Annotated in this window: 13 protein-coding genes; 10 read left to right on the plus strand and 3 right to left on the minus strand. The window is 33.4% G+C overall.

From position 1 onward, the window contains the following. Positions 1 to 127: 127 nt before the first annotated feature. The gene (locus tag SYN6308_RS01775) at positions 128 to 1,348 is read right to left on the minus strand and encodes a lipid-A-disaccharide synthase-related protein (protein WP_017292715.1); all 1,221 of its coding nucleotides are present in this window, start codon (positions 1,346 to 1,348) and stop codon (positions 128 to 130) included. Between the two features lie 139 nt (positions 1,349 to 1,487). Between SYN6308_RS01775 and cax the strand changes: the two genes are divergently transcribed. From cax to SYN6308_RS23205, 6 genes are all read left to right on the plus strand, one after another. Then, a complete protein-coding gene (gene cax, locus SYN6308_RS01780; RefSeq protein WP_017292716.1) occupies positions 1,488 to 2,582 on the plus strand; it encodes a calcium/proton exchanger in 1,095 nt (364 codons plus the stop codon). Positions 2,583 to 3,155: 573 nt separating this feature from the next. After that, a complete protein-coding gene (locus SYN6308_RS01785; RefSeq protein ID WP_017292717.1) occupies positions 3,156 to 4,526 on the plus strand; it encodes a ParA family protein in 1,371 nt (456 codons plus the stop codon). Continuing rightward, positions 4,526 to 5,230 carry a Rho termination factor N-terminal domain-containing protein gene (locus tag SYN6308_RS01790; protein WP_017292718.1) on the plus strand — a complete coding sequence of 235 codons (705 nt, stop codon included), beginning with the start codon at positions 4,526 to 4,528 and terminating at the stop codon, positions 5,228 to 5,230. Before SYN6308_RS01785 ends, SYN6308_RS01790 begins: the two co-directional genes overlap by 1 nt. A 232-nt stretch (positions 5,231 to 5,462) precedes the next feature. After that, positions 5,463 to 6,611 (plus strand): DNA-processing protein DprA, encoded by a 1,149-nt coding sequence (gene dprA, locus SYN6308_RS01795; protein WP_017292719.1) that lies wholly within the window; start codon positions 5,463 to 5,465, stop codon positions 6,609 to 6,611. 73 nt (positions 6,612 to 6,684) lie between these two features. Further along, positions 6,685 to 7,575, plus strand: a complete 891-nt coding sequence (locus SYN6308_RS01800; protein WP_017292720.1) for an AEC family transporter — start codon at positions 6,685 to 6,687, stop codon at positions 7,573 to 7,575. A gap of 687 nt (positions 7,576 to 8,262) precedes the next feature. Then, complete coding sequence (locus SYN6308_RS23205) at positions 8,263 to 10,182, plus strand: macro domain-containing protein (protein WP_017292721.1); 1,920 nt, start codon at positions 8,263 to 8,265, stop codon at positions 10,180 to 10,182. A 284-nt stretch (positions 10,183 to 10,466) separates the two neighbouring features. On the opposite strand, the gene leuC is transcribed toward SYN6308_RS23205, so the two are convergent. Beyond that, a complete protein-coding gene (leuC, locus tag SYN6308_RS01810; RefSeq protein WP_026101861.1) occupies positions 10,467 to 11,864 on the minus strand; it encodes a 3-isopropylmalate dehydratase large subunit in 1,398 nt (465 codons plus the stop codon). Between the two features lie 222 nt (positions 11,865 to 12,086). Here leuC and SYN6308_RS01815 point away from each other — a divergent pair, with 222 nt between their 5' ends. The 4 genes from SYN6308_RS01815 (at position 12,087) to SYN6308_RS01830 (ending at position 14,652) form a co-directional block, all read left to right on the plus strand. Further along, complete coding sequence (locus SYN6308_RS01815) at positions 12,087 to 12,956, plus strand: tetratricopeptide repeat protein (RefSeq protein ID WP_017292723.1); 870 nt, start codon at positions 12,087 to 12,089, stop codon at positions 12,954 to 12,956. A gap of 86 nt (positions 12,957 to 13,042) precedes the next feature. Then, a complete protein-coding gene (locus SYN6308_RS01820) occupies positions 13,043 to 13,456 on the plus strand; it encodes a hypothetical protein (protein WP_017292724.1) in 414 nt (137 codons plus the stop codon). A 63-nt stretch (positions 13,457 to 13,519) separates the two neighbouring features. Next, complete coding sequence (locus SYN6308_RS21470) at positions 13,520 to 13,966, plus strand: DUF5331 domain-containing protein (protein WP_017292725.1); 447 nt, start codon at positions 13,520 to 13,522, stop codon at positions 13,964 to 13,966. Between the two features lie 269 nt (positions 13,967 to 14,235). Then, positions 14,236 to 14,652, plus strand: a complete 417-nt coding sequence (locus SYN6308_RS01830) for a hypothetical protein (RefSeq protein WP_017292726.1) — start codon at positions 14,236 to 14,238, stop codon at positions 14,650 to 14,652. Between the two features lie 343 nt (positions 14,653 to 14,995). Here SYN6308_RS01830 and SYN6308_RS01835 read toward each other — a convergent pair whose 3' ends face one another. Further along, positions 14,996 to 15,325, minus strand: coding sequence for an ARMT1-like domain-containing protein (locus tag SYN6308_RS01835; RefSeq protein ID WP_071590972.1), 330 nt, complete (start codon positions 15,323 to 15,325; stop codon positions 14,996 to 14,998). Positions 15,326 to 15,332 lie beyond the last annotated feature (7 nt).

Raw genomic sequence — 15,332 nt, forward strand, 5'->3', positions numbered from 1 at the left:
CCACCTGTCTAGTTTTCATCATTTTCTTTATGGTTCACTGAGGTAAATCATGTGTAATAATAGGAACACCTACAGATATTTTATCTTCAGGTTAAATATTACAACTCAATATTTGTCTATATTTTCATTAAAGTTTTCTAATACCTTGAAAGGGCAAATCTTTAATAATAATCGCCTTTGCCATAGCTAAGGATGCACCAGTAGTGCCGATTCTTTCTTTACCATTGATTACACACTGCTCTAAAAATTCTCGATCGTCTAAAACTTCTATAATCTTATAAGCGGTTTTTTCACACATTACCTGATTATCCTTATTTTCTTCCATCGTAATTGTACTACTGCCTAACAATCTCATTTGTGCTTCAGCAAATCGATAGGTAAATTGAGGACCTTTTCCCGGTATCTGTATTACTGGTTTTCCTAAGCCCACAGCCTGTTCTACAGCAGTTCCTGCCATACCCAAGACAAGATTACATTGTAATAAAATATCCGCAAAAGCGTCATGATAAACCTTCACGGTGATATGTTTCCCGTCAATTTCCTTACTTAAAACTCCTGAGTCATATTCCCAACCTTCAATATTGCTTAAATCTTCTTCTGTAATAGTTGGTACTAATGCACCCAGAAATTGCCAATTTTCAGAGGAAATGTTGACTAATTTTTCACATACCGCTAATTGTAAACTAAAATTTCTCAAGGCTTCGGGTAATCGACTCCCCGGAAGTAAAGCAATCATGGTTTTTTCGGAACATAATTCAAGATTTTTCCCTGTAGGTTTCAAATCATCCATAATGGGATAACCGACACATATTGTTTTAGTAAATCCTTGATTTTGTAAATCTTGAGCGGTGTATTTATCTTTAGCAAAAATTAGTTGACAACGGTTCGATCGAAGTAGTAATTTAGTTAAGAAAGGAAGTTTTAATTTACCCTCATAATAACTAGAATTAGCCACAAGAAAACTGATATATTTTTTACCTGTTAAATAAGCAAAAAAAAGTGGTACAATATCTCCCACAGCGATAACTAAATCATAATTATTTTTAATTTTAGTAATGGTAATTATTTGTTGAATAGTTAGGCCAATTAAGCCAGAAAATAAGTCTTTAATTAAGTTAATAATATTGAGATAAAATATTCCTCCTGATGGCATCGATTTAAGATGTGCGACTATTTTTATACCTTTTTTTATATAAGATTTTCCTTCTCCCACAATAGGAAAAGCATCAACAGTTAAATTAGGTTTAACAGAGCTTAAAGCATCACCAATTAAACTACTATTTAAGTCTTCTCCATGACCATTACTAATTAATAAAATTCGAGTTATTTTTAACTTAAAATCATCCATATTTATAAATTATTATAATTAACAATATTTGAAAATAAACTTGATAAATAATAATTGAAAAGTAAAGTTATATAAAATAAATTTGATCATCTTATAAAAAGAAAGTGTATGATTATTAATCATGCTAAGTGTCTAAAATATGTACAAAAATCTGATCTTTTCCATTTTATTGGTATTTATACCTATCTCGATCGTGGGGCATTTCCTTCATTGGAGTGAAGCCGTTATCTTTATTACCGCAGGTCTTGCTATTATACCCTTAGCTGGATTTATGGGAACAGCTACCGAAGAAATTGCCGTAGTATTAGGACCTAATTTGGGAGGCTTACTAAATGCAACTTTTGGTAATGCTACTGAATTAATTTTAGCCTTTATCGCCTTAAAAAGTGGCTTAGTGCAAGTAGTTAAAGCGACTTTAAGCGGTTCAATTATTGGTAACTTACTGTTAGTTATGGGATTTGCCATGTTTTTAGGAGGATTGCGCTACAAAGAGCAAAATTTTCAACCAACCGCCGCCCGTTTAAATGCTTCTTCCATGAATTTAGCCGTCATCGCCCTACTTTTGCCCACTGCCGTAGAATATACCTCTACAGGATTAACGGAGATTACCATACAACGGTTATCCATCGGAGTTGCGATCGTACTCATTAGTGTATATTTACTAACCTTACTTTTTTCCATGAAAACCCACTCCTACTTATATGATGTAGGTATGGCAGAAAACGAGAATGAAGATAAAGAAGAAGCACCCCATAAACCAAATCTTGTGCTGTGGGTAGGAGTATTATTAATCGTCACCCTTGGGGTTGCCGTAGAATCAGAATTATTAGTAGAATCCTTAGAAAAAGCCACAGAAGTTTTAGGCTTACCCGCTTTATTCACTGGGGTAATTTTCTTACCGATTATTGGTAACGCCGCCGAACACGCTACGGCTGTAACCGTTGCCATGAAAGATAAAATGGATTTATCGGTGTCTGTGGCGGTGGGTTCGAGTTTACAAATAGCGCTATTTGTAGCACCAGTTTTAGTCTTAGCAGGTTGGGTAATTGGGCAACCCATGGACTTAAATTTCAACCCTTTTGAATTGGTAGCGGTAGCAGTATCGGTATTAATTGCCAACTCTATCAGTTCTGATGGTAACTCAAATTGGTTAGAAGGAGTTTTATTACTGGCGACTTATGTTGTCATTGCTTTAGCCTTTTATTTTCATCCCGCCATCGAGGGATTAAGTTAATATTTGATCCATGATCAAAAATTATTAACTCAATGCCCGTAGAGTTACGCTATTAGCAATGAAATTTATGAGTCTGTTGGCGAAACATTTTGTTACATAAAATTTGACAAAATCAACGAATTATGTATCCGTTTGATGTGAAAAAAATGTACAAATATTGATAATTTTGGCATCTTTCCACTTGTCCACCTGTCCACTTGTCCACCTGTCTCATCTTCATAATTTGCTTTATTTCTAATTAATACAGGTTAAGATTTGTTTCGCCAACAAGATCATTTATTTCATTGTGGAATAATGGTTTTCACCAATAAACCGCTTTGCGATAAATTGACAAAGCTAACAGTTAAAGTCTGCTAAAGCCACTAAAAAACAATTTTACTGCGACTTTGAAAAAACCCTGCGTTAAATGGCGGAAATGGATGATTTACTTTCAAATCTCTACAACATAATACTGCATAATTTCCGTTTTTTCTACTGATAGATAATATAGGGGGAAAAAATACTTGTACTATGATCCTATATAGTGTGGGTAATACCCATGATCAATTAAAAGTCTAAATAAAAATACTTTTTATGACTGAATCCAATCTCAAAAAAACATGGTTAGCCTTATCTTCCGAAGCCATTGAAGGTGATATACTAACCCAATTTATTATTCCTGCCTTATTACCATCATGGAATTTTGAAGGTAATGAGTTTTGTATCCAATGTCCTACGGGTAAAGGTGCACAGAAAGTTGATTTAGCCGTCAGAAAAAACACCACTACCGATATTTTTGCTCACAGTAAAACGAATCCATTTTTGATTATCGAATTAAAAAGAAGGATGCTAGATATTTCTACAGGTAGTAAAAGTTATCATAATGCAGTGTTACAACTAAAGCGTTATTTAGCTCCCAGTGCTACTAATTGTAAAACTGTTCGTTGGGCAATTTTAACTAATGGCAATTATATTCAACTTTTTCGCCGTCATGGGAAAGTTGTTTATCCTTATACAGAAAATATCCTGTTAACTCTTGATAATATTGATGAGAAAATAGCACTGATCAAAAAATATATTGATCAACCCGAAAAAGCCTTATCAGTTGCCTTGTATAACAATAAAGGAGGAGTAGGCAAAACTACAACAACTATTAATTTAGCAGGAGTTTTATCATTACCTGCCCCTTTTGGCTTTAATAAAAAAGTGTTAGTAGTAGATTTTGATCCCAATCAAAAAGATTTATCTGATTTACTTGATTTTAAAACCCCTTCCCTCAAATTATCAGAATTTTTTTTAGACTACAAAAATCAAAATATTAAAGATGTGATTTCTACCTATAGACTAAAAGCTAATAATAAAGTATTCGGCTTTGATATTATTCCCGCTGATGATCAGTTTTTGGAAATGGATCGAAATACTATTAATTCTTTAGGTATTGGCACTTTAAGAAAATCTTTATCGAGTTTGAGAAATATTTATGATTATATTCTCATTGACTCTCCCCCCGGAAATGAATTTTTTAATAAAGATTCGATCGCAGCTTCTGATGTGGTGCTGATACCTTCTAAACATAATGGCATTGCCTCCTTCAAAAATGCCGCTTCAGCCATTACCAAAATTTTTCCGTCTATAGGAGAAAAGCGTCGCACCTATCAAGCAGAATTAGGAAATCCTTTTCCTTTACCTATTTTCTTTAATGGAGAACAAATTAGTAGTGCTGCCAAACAACAAGCACAAAAAGCTATTTCAGATATTATTAAACAGGCTAAAATAGAAGAACAAATGGACTTAACACCCTTTTTCTTTCCTAAATATACCAATGCTCAAAAAAATTTAGAAATATTTGAATTGCCTAACTATGCTCATATTGCCTCTGCATCATTTTCTAAACGTCCTGCGGTTTTTACCAGTAAAAAAGCCCGTGAATATTATACTGATTTAGTAAGGGAATATTTTATCTAATGAAACAAGAAATCGGAACATTATTACATCTTTATTTAGATGAAATTGAATTAAAAGAACCCATAGAAACCCATCCTTTTTTAATTAATAATGGGGCTAAAGCAATTAATGAAGCAAAGGGAAGAAATTGGATTCCTTTAGTTGTGAAACAAATTGATTCAGATCAATATGAAGTAATTGCCAATAGTTTTATTTTTGTTTGCGCCCAAGAAGCAGGGCTTAAAAAAGTTTGGTGTTTGATTGCCGATGACTCTCCAATAACGGAAGAATCAGCGAAAATTTTGGCACAAGAAAAAATAGCAAAAATTGATTTAGCGACTGCTTCAAGAGAGGAAATAAAATTAGGACTTGACTATTTAATTAAACGTTCTATTAATCCTTTAGTTGGGGTAAATATAGCCACTGCTACAGAAAGAATCGATCGAGCTAATCGCAGTTTATGGAAAGAAAATTTAGCAAAAATTCCTGATTTAAAATGTGGAATTACTAAGGGGAAAAAACTAGATATTTTTAAAGAAGTATTTTATATTAAATCTTCAGTTTCTTCAGGAGAATCTGAAGCAAAATCTAATGAAATAGAAGAAATAAACGCTCAAGATTTTAATAAATTAACATTAAAAACTTTAAAAGCAATGGCAAAAGAAAAGGGTTATTCTGGTTATTCAAAAATGAAAAAACAAGAACTTATTAAGTTGTTATCATAGTCAGATTAGCAGAGGATTAAAAATTTATATAGCGTTTTTTAAAATTATGGGGTACATTTTTTTTGCCTATTGCCTTTCGACGACAATTTTTGTACCTCATCAAAAGGAGAATTGTTATATATAAGTTCGATCGACTTTTCTGGAAAGATTTTGATTGTATTCTAAAACCAATATAATAATCATAATATTAGAAATTTAAGTTAAAATAAGTACCAGTTTTTTGATGAATTTTATGACGACAGATAGAGAAAAAATTTATTGGTTATCGTGGTCAAAAATAAGAGGTTTGGGAGCAGTTTCTTTAAAAAAAATTTATGATCATTTTGGTAGTTTAGAACGAGCTTGGACAGTATCACCTCAAGAATTGCTTAAAATTGATGGTATCGGCAATAAATTATGTAATTCAATCCAAGAAGAAAAACAAAAAATTGATCCAGAGAAACTATTTTTAAAACATATCGAAAAAAATCCTAACTTTTGGAATCCGCACGAAACAGAATATCCTCAATTATTATTAGAAATTCCTAGTTCTCCATCGATTTTATACTATCAAGGTACAGTTAATTTATCAGAAAATCAAGGCATCACTCCTTTAATCGGCATTGTCGGCACAAGAAAGCCCACAGAACACGGAAGACGATGGACGTATAACATCGCTAAGACATTAGCAGAAAATGGTTTTACGGTGGTGTCTGGTTTAGCGGAAGGCATTGATACGGTAGCGCATCGGGGTTGCCTAGATGGTGGCGGTAGAACTATTGCTATATTGGGTAATGGACTCGATCGAGTTTATCCTACCAGTAATCGGCAATTAATGAGAGAAATTAGTGAAAAAGGACTAATTTTGACAGAATATGAGTATGGAAGCCAACCCGAAAGGGGTAACTTTCCAGCTCGAAACCGTATTGTTGCAGGGATGTGTCGAGCGATTTTAGTCATGGAAGCGCCCGAAAAATCAGGGGCGTTAATTACTGCTCGTTATGCCAATGAATTTAATCGAGATGTTTATACATTACCCAATACTCCCGATAATCCTCAAGCAAGGGGATGTTTAAGGTTAATTCATAATGGGGCAGAAGTCATTATTACAGAGGAGGAGCTACTATCTAGTTTAGGAGTGATTCCCAGTTTAGACCAAACTCAACAATTATCTTTATTTTCTGTAGCTTCTCCTTCTTTACCCGAAAAAACAAAGGAAGAACCCAGTTTATCTTCTACTTTTAAGATAGTTTATGATTCGATCGAAGTCAACCCCACAATTTTTGATATGATTGTCGAAAAAAGTAATCTAAACAGTGGAGAAGTTTCAGGAATTTTACTACAACTGGAATTAGAAGGCTTAATAACTCAACTCCCCGGCATGATGTACATTAAAGAGTGAACAATGAACAATTAATAATGTTGTCTAATTCCTCATTTCTCATTCCTCATTCTTAACATCTAATACTAAAATTATGGTCAATATAATTTTATCCTCAGTTTTTCCCGTAGCTTTAGTAATTTTAATGGGATATATAGCGAATAAAACCTTAAAATTAGATCAATCTACCCTTTCACAAATAAGTGTTTATATTCTAGCTCCTGCCATCGTTATTGATAGTTTTTATCGCACTAATATGTCCATAGAAGAAGCTATTAGGCTATTATTAGGATATGTTTTAAGTACCTCAATAATTTATGGATTAGTATTAATAGTTAGTAATTTTTTTAAACTATCTACGGATGATGATAAAGGTTTATTTGCTATTAGCTTATGCCCAAATAACGGAAATATGGGATTATCAATTATTGCCTTTTCTTTAGGAGAAGAGGGATTAGAAAGAGCAGTAATGTATATGATTTTTTCAAGTATTGTTTTGTTTGGAATCTTACCAGTAATGTTAAAAGGTGATAATTTAATCGTCACTTTAAAATCTCTATGGAAATTACCTTTAATTTGGTCAATGTTTATTGGTATTTTTTTGTATTTTACTAATATAACGATGCCTTTTAATATCGGAAAAAGTGTGGAATGGTTGGGTATTTCTTCTATTCCCATCGCCTTAATTATCTTAGGAATACAATTAAGTAAAACAAAATTTGAATTTGGTATGACGGAATTTTATGCTACGATCGGACGACTTGCTATTGCTCCCTTAATCGCCTATGGTATAGGTATAATGGTAGGATTAGAAGGATTAGATTTAAAAGTATTAACCTTGCAAACAGCCATGCCAACGGCAGTAAATGCGGTAATCATGGTAAAAGAATTTGGGGGAAATACCACGATGGTAGCAAGAACAATTATTATTTCTACATTGCTGAGTTTTGCTACTTTACCTTTTATAATTTGGTTACTAACGTGAACTACCCAATACGAACCTAACGGTATAGTGTTGGCTTCATCTTTCATAGGCTCACGCCTCAAGACTTTGGTCTTACAGTGCCTCCAGATGCAGAAACGGCTGTTCTATCCGTTTGTATTATTCTGATGCCTTCCCCTCTAATATTTTTACTCATTTTTTATTTTTGAGTAAGGCATAATTAGGGTTTGTCTCATAGTCTTTTGATGAAGGTAGGAGATAGGAGTTAGGAGACAGGAGATAGGAGAAATACTGAAACATCAAGGTTTTGATGCTGTTAATAGATAGAATGAGTATAGTTGTATTTTAAAAAATAAGATTAAAAGTGTTGAATTTTTGAATAAAAATCCTTAAAACTGCACACTTTTTGGTTAATGTATTATGCCTAAACTGTTGATTTTAATAGCTTTCTGATTTATTCAGCAAACCCTAATTAATGTTAAAACCTTATTTTGTCGTGATTTTAACATATAATTTGAGTTCAATCCTCGTCAAAGGCTTTTTATACTGGTGTACAGTGTCCAATTAATTATTATCGATCGAGCAGATAGCAGAAGCATTAAACTTAGAGATAGAATTAGTCAAAAAAGTAGCTCAATCATCACAAAACTAAGGTATTGTTACTGAATTTTTTTGGAAATATCCAATTATTTTGATTTATTTCATCAGATTTTTCCCGTAAAATGAAAAATGTTCCAAAAAAAATCTGATGCCATGAGTAAGCTAGTCGTGTTAAATTTGGGTGCGGGAGACTTAAATAAAGGATTCCCTTATATTACCGCTCAATTAAGGACAGATAATGGCGGATTTGAGCAATTTACTGGTAGTTTGCCCCCGAATCCAGAATTAGCAACACTCTACTATAATTGGCAAACCCTTTATCAAGCCTTACATCAGTGTTTTGATGTAGCTAGACGCAGACTATTTGAAGTGAAAGGGCAAGGATTAACTAATATTTCTGTCAAAGAATTTCAAGAACTTTGTCAAGAAATTGAAACAAAATTTAATCTTTGGCTAGAGTCTTCCAGTTTTTCCCCCATCGATAAAAAATTACGCACTAAATTAACTCCTGATGAAGAAATACAAATAATTGTGGAAACTAAAGATATTATTTTACATGGTTTTCCTTGGCATTTATGGCATTTTTTAGAAGATTATCAACAAGCAGAAATAGGCATTAGTACCCCTGAATATAGTTTAATAAATATTAGTAAAAAATCGAGAAATAAGTTAAGAATATTAGCTGTGTTAGGCCATAGTGAAGGTATAAATATAGAACTCGATCGAGCCTTAATTCAAGAAATTAAAAATGCAGAAATTACCTTTTTAGTTGAGCCTAAATCAGCAGAATTTCATCAAAAATTATGGGATGAAGAAGGATGGGATATGTTATTTTTTGCAGGGCATAGCCACACGGAAAATCATCAAGGAATTATCTTTATTAATCCGAAAGAAAGTCTAACTATTAAAGAATTAAAAACTGCTTTAAATCAAGCCATTAAACAAGGATTAAAACTAGCTATATTTAACTCCTGTGATGGTATCGGATTAGCCCAAGAATTGACTAAATTAAACATTCCCCAAGTCATTGTTATGAGGGAAGGAGTACCAGATTTAATTGCCCAAGAATTTTTGAAATATTTTTTAACCGCTTTACAACAAAATAAATCCGTTTTTTGTGCTTTAAGGGAAGCCAGAGAAAGATTACAGGCATGGGACAAAGACTTTCCGGGAGGAAGTTGGCTACCGATGATTTGTCAAAATTTATCAACTTTTAATCTGGAAATAAAATTACAAGAAAGTCTTAAAATTTTTCCTAATTTATCCGTTGATTTTTGGCATAAAAATAATGATATTGATTTAGAAAATACTATTTTTTATAAAAAGATAAAAGAGACAAATTTATTCGTAAAAATAATCGATATTACTACCTTAGATGTTGACGTGATCGTCAGTTCCGATGATAATTATTTAAAAATGGGTGGTGGTGTTTCCGCTTCTATATTGAAAAAAGGAGGCAATAGTATTAAAGAACACGCCTTAAAATTTGCACCGATAAAATTAGGGGATGTAATCATGACAAGTGCTGGTAATTTGTCAGCAAAATATGTTTTTCATGCCGCAGTTTTAGACTATGAATTATATTATCATGCTCGATCGAAAAAACCAACTATTAATATTGTTCAAGAAGTCACAAAAAAATGTTTAAAACTAGCGGAGTCAGTTAATGCCCAATCCATTGCTTTTCCTGCTTTAGCTACGGGTGTAGGAGGACTTCCTCCTGAACAATCTGCTCTTGGTATCATGATTGAAATTATGAAGGTTTTGAAATCAAATACTTCTCTGAAAACTATTATTATTGCTCTTTATGGACATCAAAATAGTAATGTAAATACCATCAAAGAAATTAAAAATCATTTTTTGAATCAAGTTTCACACTTTATTGACATTTATCAACAAATGGAAACTCGTTATGAATTATTAAAGGATTTAGAAAATATTTTTAGTAGTTATGATATTAAATTAGCCAGTGATATAACATCTCAATATCAAGAAAAATTAACGGAAATTATGAATCAATATATAGATAATATAAGTAATGGAGAATGAAGAATGGAGAATGGAGAATGGAGAATGAAGAATTAAATTAGAGTGTTAGATTTATTCATAAAAATTATAAGCAAAGGCTCATGAAATTTAGAATAATCGCTTTAGCAAATTTAAACGATAAGCCTTGAGATTGCTTCATGTCGATAGGGATGAATCAACGATGCTAAGTCAGATAATTCTCATTAGACTTCTCCAAAAATTAAAATCGAAATCATTAATTTTATATAGTTTATTATTATTAATTGTTAATTTTCCATTTTCCATTTTCCATTCTCAATTTTCCATTAATTTAGCTCTCTTACATCGGAGACTTTACCATTAATAGCGGCGGCGACAACCATAGCAGGGCTCATTAATAATGTGCGCCCTTGGGCTGATCCTTGACGACCTTTAAAGTTACGATTAGAGGATGATGCACTAATTTGATCTCCTTGTAATTTGTCAGGATTCATTGCTAAACACATAGAGCAACCGGGCTCGCGCCATTCAAAACCCGCATTCAAAAAGATTTCGTGTAATCCTTCGGCTTCGGCTTCTTGTTTTACTCTTTCTGAACCGGGTACGACAAAGGCTTTTACATTATTGGCTACTTTATGCCCTTGTGCCAGTTTCGCCGCTTCTCTTAAATCGCTAATTCTTCCATTAGTACAACTACCAATAAAGCATACATCGATCGATGTGCCTTTGATGGGTTGCCCCGGTTGCAGTTGCATATATTTAAAGGCTTCGATCGCAATCTCTTTGTCATTTTCTGGTAAAGTTTCAGGCATGGGTAAAGATTCATTGATACCGATACCCTGACTAGGAGTGATTCCCCATGTTACCGTAGGTTCAATGTCACTGGCATTGAAGGTGACAATATCATCATATTCGGCATCGGCATCACTACGGATACTTTCCCACCATGTCACCGCTTCTGCCCAATTCTTGGGGGCAAAATCTCTACCTTTGAGATAATTGTAGGTGACTTCATCGGGGTTGATATACCCACAACGAGCGCCTCCTTCGATCGACATATTACAAACTGTCATGCGTTCTTCCATGTTCATATTCTCGAAGGTTGTACCAGCGTACTCATAGGCATAACCCACACCGCCATTTACCCCTAATTTGCGGATAAGATGAAGGATAACGTCTTTAGCATATACTCCCGTAGGTAAAGCTCCGTTTACCTCAATTTTACGCACTTTTAACTTAGTTAACGATAGGGTTTGAGAGGCTAACACATCTCTTACTTGGGATGTACCGATACCAAAGGCGATCGCACCAAACGCTCCATGGGTGGAAGTATGAGAGTCACCACAGGCGATCGTCATACCCGGTTGAGTCAAACCTTGTTCGGGAGCAATTACATGGACAATACCTTGATTCCCAGAGTTAGTATTATAAAATTTAATACCGTTTTCCTTAGTATTATTTTCTAAGGCTTGAATCATCTCCTCTGCTAAAGTGTCGGCAAATGGACGAGCTTGATTTTCTGTGGGTACAATGTGATCTACGGTAGCAACAGTTCGATCGGGAAAAAGTACTTTAAGATTACGTTCTCTAATCATAGCAAAGGCTTGAGGGCTAGTTACCTCATGTATCAAATGTAAGCCTATAAATAATTGAGTTTGTCCTGATGGTAGAGTACCAACGGTATGTAAATCCCAGACTTTATCAAATAACGTTCTTTTACTCATATCAATTTTATATATAGCAATCCTAATTTTCATTATCCTTGAGAAATGACGATTTTAGCAATCACAAATCAATAATGAGATTAGACTTCTTGCACAAGTCGAGTAATAGGTAATGAATAAGACTTTTTGAGCAACCTCTAATTATTGTTGATTTTCTAGGAATTTGAAAATACTGCTAAGATTAAAATTGTTTAGTTCCTTTAATTATTAGTTTTAAAAATAGTGTTGTTTCGTAATTCTTTATTATCTATTATTACGGTTTTTAGTCTTTTCTCCTTTTCCTCTCCTTTAAAAGCTCAAGCATTATTACCCTATACTCCTGAATTAAATCAAGATTTTTTTGATGAATATGGTTCGCAGTTGTTACAGGATGCTGTGCAATTAACCCGTTTTCGAGAGTATGAATTAGCTGTGGCAAGGGCGAGATTAGCGGTACAATTGTCTCCCCATCGTTATGAATCTTGGTTTATTTTGGGTACTTTAGAAATTCAAGACAATAATCTTGATGGTGGAGTTAAAGCCTTACAAGAAGCGAAAAGACTTGCACCAGAACAAGCTGATGTGTTATTTTCTCTGGGTAATTCTTATTTTCAGGTGGGAGATTATGAATCTTCTGTCAAGGAAATACAAGCGGGTTTGAAGTTAAATAAAGAAATTCCTCAGTCTTATTTTGATTTGGGTAATGCTTACTATAGGTTAAGTAAATATTCTGATGCGATCGAATCCTATCAACAAGCGATCAAATTAGAACCTCAATTTTGGCCTGCTATTAACAATATCGGTTTAGTGGAATATGAACAAGGAAAAATCAATGAAGCCTTAGAATCATGGCGTAAAGCCTTAAAAATTGACGAAAATCAAGCTGAACCAACGTTAGCTATCGCAGTAGCCCTTTACCGTCAAGGAAAAAGGGAAGAAGCCCTAAATTTAGGACAATCTGCCCTTAAAATGGATAATAGCTATGGCAGTATGGCATTTTTAAAGGAAAATCTTTGGGGGGATAAGTTATTAGAAGATACTCGCAAATTCTTTGCTAATCCAGAGATTGCCCCTTTAGTGAAAAAAGAAACTCCTGAAAAAACGGCGGAGTAGGAATCGACTTTCTTCAAATCGTCATCAAGATAACCATAATCAACGGAGTCTAGTTTTATTGTAGAGAAAATAGGAAATAAAGGTTTATGAACGCATCTGAACAAGCAAAAGGATTACAAATAACTACTAAAATTGCCGCTATTGTTAACTTATTTAAACAATATTTTCCCGACAGTAAAGCCGATCTCAACCCTTGGCATAATGATCCTGATACTATTAATTTAGTTGATCCAGATTCGATCGATATTGCCTTTCATTTCCCCGGTTGGAGTCGTAAAATCCAAAGTCGCAGTATTTTACTACAAATAAGATTTCATCAAGACTCCGTAGATCAACAACAGCGTTTAATTGGCATTGAAACCGCTGGATTTAATCATACTGGGGAAGTGTGGAGACTTTCAACGGTGGATAATTGGCAACTAGAGGGTAGAAATTTACCCACGGAAGAAATTAGGGAAAAACTGAAACAATTTTGTCGAGAGATATTTCAATTATTTTAAAAAATTCTTAGGGGTTGAATATTATTTCGCCCCTATTTTACCCAAAATTATGATCACAATATTATGGAAAATTTTGAAGAAATAAAGAAAAGATTAAAGAAAAAATGGTTGCAATATTATAAACATAATCGCAAATGGATTAATAAATATTGTCAAGAAAACTGTTTTGTCTCCGTGCAAGGCTCTTTAGAAGGAGAAACATGGGGAACTGGAGAACGTAGTTTGGATGATAAAAGATTCTCAGAAGTTCATCCTCCTAGTGAATTGATTATCGGAGTAATCACCGCTTTAGAGCCTCTTTTAGCTCAATATTGGTTAACTGCTTTTGTGGATTTGTATGCCAATAAAGAGAAAATACTTGTGGCTTTAGGGTTAAATTTTGATCCTGAATTAGAGTTAAAAAAAATTGAACAAAAAAATTGGGAACATCAACAATTAGTCATCGAACCTGAGATAATTTTAGATGATCATAATTTAACAGAAAAACATTATTTATCTACAGAATCATAAGTGACATCCTCTTGTGCAAATAAATTTGGACGGCGATTCATCCCACGCCGTAAACACGTTAAAAGTTGATTAAGAATTGAAAATATAAGAAGGGAAAGGAATGTTCTCTCCATATTGTCATGCTGTTTCTAACCATACTTGTTTGTCATATATAATATTTTCCATCGCTTCTTGTAGGGTATAACCTTCTAAATCTTGAATAATTACAGTATATCCTTCCTCATTTTCAGGATAAAATGTTAATTTGATAAAAATTACTATACTTTATAATGATTAAGCATATCAAATTATTATTACTAATTTTGATGATCAATGGCGGTTTATTCGGTTGTTTTAATACTAAAAAAGCTGAATGTAATAAAATTGTAGAAATTAGTAATCAATTAGCAGAAGTAACTCAGTCTAATATGAATATAGAAGATACGAATAAAGTTTTAGAAATGGCGGATAAGTTCGATCGAACTGCCCAAGAAATATTCGATAAAAAAATTAAGGATCAACAATTAGAAGAATATAGCAAAAATTTAGGTATAATTTATCAAAAATATGGCGAATTTACTAGAAATTTTATCACCGCTTTTGAAAATAAAAATACAGAAAATGCTATTTTATCTAAAGAACAATTAATGAATTTATCTCAAGAACAAGAAAATCTTGTAAATAATCTTAACAATTATTGTCAATAAAATTAGACAGACATAAATTTAATTAGGGGTTGCTGAAAAAGTCTTTTGATGAACCTCAGATCGATGCAAGAATGTTTGATAAGGGCAGGTTTCAGGTTGCAGGTTTCAGCGGTAATTTTCAGAAGATTATATAATTCGATCAAATAATTGAAGATAAAAAAATCAATTAGGATATATTTTTTGTCAATTCTTTAACCCTTTCCGATACCTGACACCTGACACCTTTACAGCACCAAAAATTTTATGGTTCACTCAGGTTTTGATGAGGGTAGTCGAACCATCACCATTTTTCTTGATCTAGATCTAATTCAAGTTAACAAAGCAAAGCTTATGGTGATCATTCCTATCCGTCAAGTTTGGAATGTACCAACATTTGCATACCGATAGGTTGATTAACCAGATTAGCAATTACAGAACATTTGACCTTAAATAAGAAAAAGATATTGCCTAACTCATTGCTGAGAGTCTCGAAATTTCCTTGCCCCTTAGCGATGATCAAATCAGCTTCGGCAAAGCGACGACGAAATTCTTCACTGCAATCATTTAAGATCGTACCCGGTGCATCTGAACCATTGTCGATCGTATCTACAATTCGATCGATCCCCACTGTTTCCACGTCACCAAGAGTTGCATCATTGAGAACAGGAGCACCTCGGACAACGAGGGTAACTATGAGTAAG

It is taken from the genome of Geminocystis herdmanii PCC 6308 (genome assembly GCF_000332235.1).
In the GTDB taxonomy this organism is placed as follows: Bacteria; Cyanobacteriota; Cyanobacteriia; order Cyanobacteriales; family Cyanobacteriaceae; genus Geminocystis; species Geminocystis herdmanii.

What these genes read in the sequence shown, in the direction of transcription:
- SYN6308_RS01775 (WP_017292715.1), bottom strand. Translation starts at nt 1,348, where the DNA reads ATGGATGATTTTAAGTTAAAAATAACTCGAATTTTATTAATTAGTAAT.
- cax (WP_017292716.1), top strand. Translation starts at nt 1,488, where the DNA reads ATGTACAAAAATCTGATCTTTTCCATTTTATTGGTATTTATACCTATC.
- SYN6308_RS01785 (WP_017292717.1), top strand. Translation starts at nt 3,156, where the DNA reads ATGACTGAATCCAATCTCAAAAAAACATGGTTAGCCTTATCTTCCGAA.
- SYN6308_RS01790 (WP_017292718.1), top strand. Translation starts at nt 4,526, where the DNA reads ATGAAACAAGAAATCGGAACATTATTACATCTTTATTTAGATGAAATT.
- dprA (WP_017292719.1), top strand. Translation starts at nt 5,463, where the DNA reads ATGACGACAGATAGAGAAAAAATTTATTGGTTATCGTGGTCAAAAATA.
- SYN6308_RS01800 (WP_017292720.1), top strand. Translation starts at nt 6,685, where the DNA reads ATGGTCAATATAATTTTATCCTCAGTTTTTCCCGTAGCTTTAGTAATT.
- SYN6308_RS23205 (WP_017292721.1), top strand. Translation starts at nt 8,263, where the DNA reads ATGTTCCAAAAAAAATCTGATGCCATGAGTAAGCTAGTCGTGTTAAAT.
- leuC (WP_026101861.1), bottom strand. Translation starts at nt 11,864, where the DNA reads ATGAGTAAAAGAACGTTATTTGATAAAGTCTGGGATTTACATACCGTT.
- SYN6308_RS01820 (WP_017292724.1), top strand. Translation starts at nt 13,043, where the DNA reads ATGAACGCATCTGAACAAGCAAAAGGATTACAAATAACTACTAAAATT.
- SYN6308_RS21470 (WP_017292725.1), top strand. Translation starts at nt 13,520, where the DNA reads ATGGAAAATTTTGAAGAAATAAAGAAAAGATTAAAGAAAAAATGGTTG.
- SYN6308_RS01830 (WP_017292726.1), top strand. Translation starts at nt 14,236, where the DNA reads ATGATTAAGCATATCAAATTATTATTACTAATTTTGATGATCAATGGC.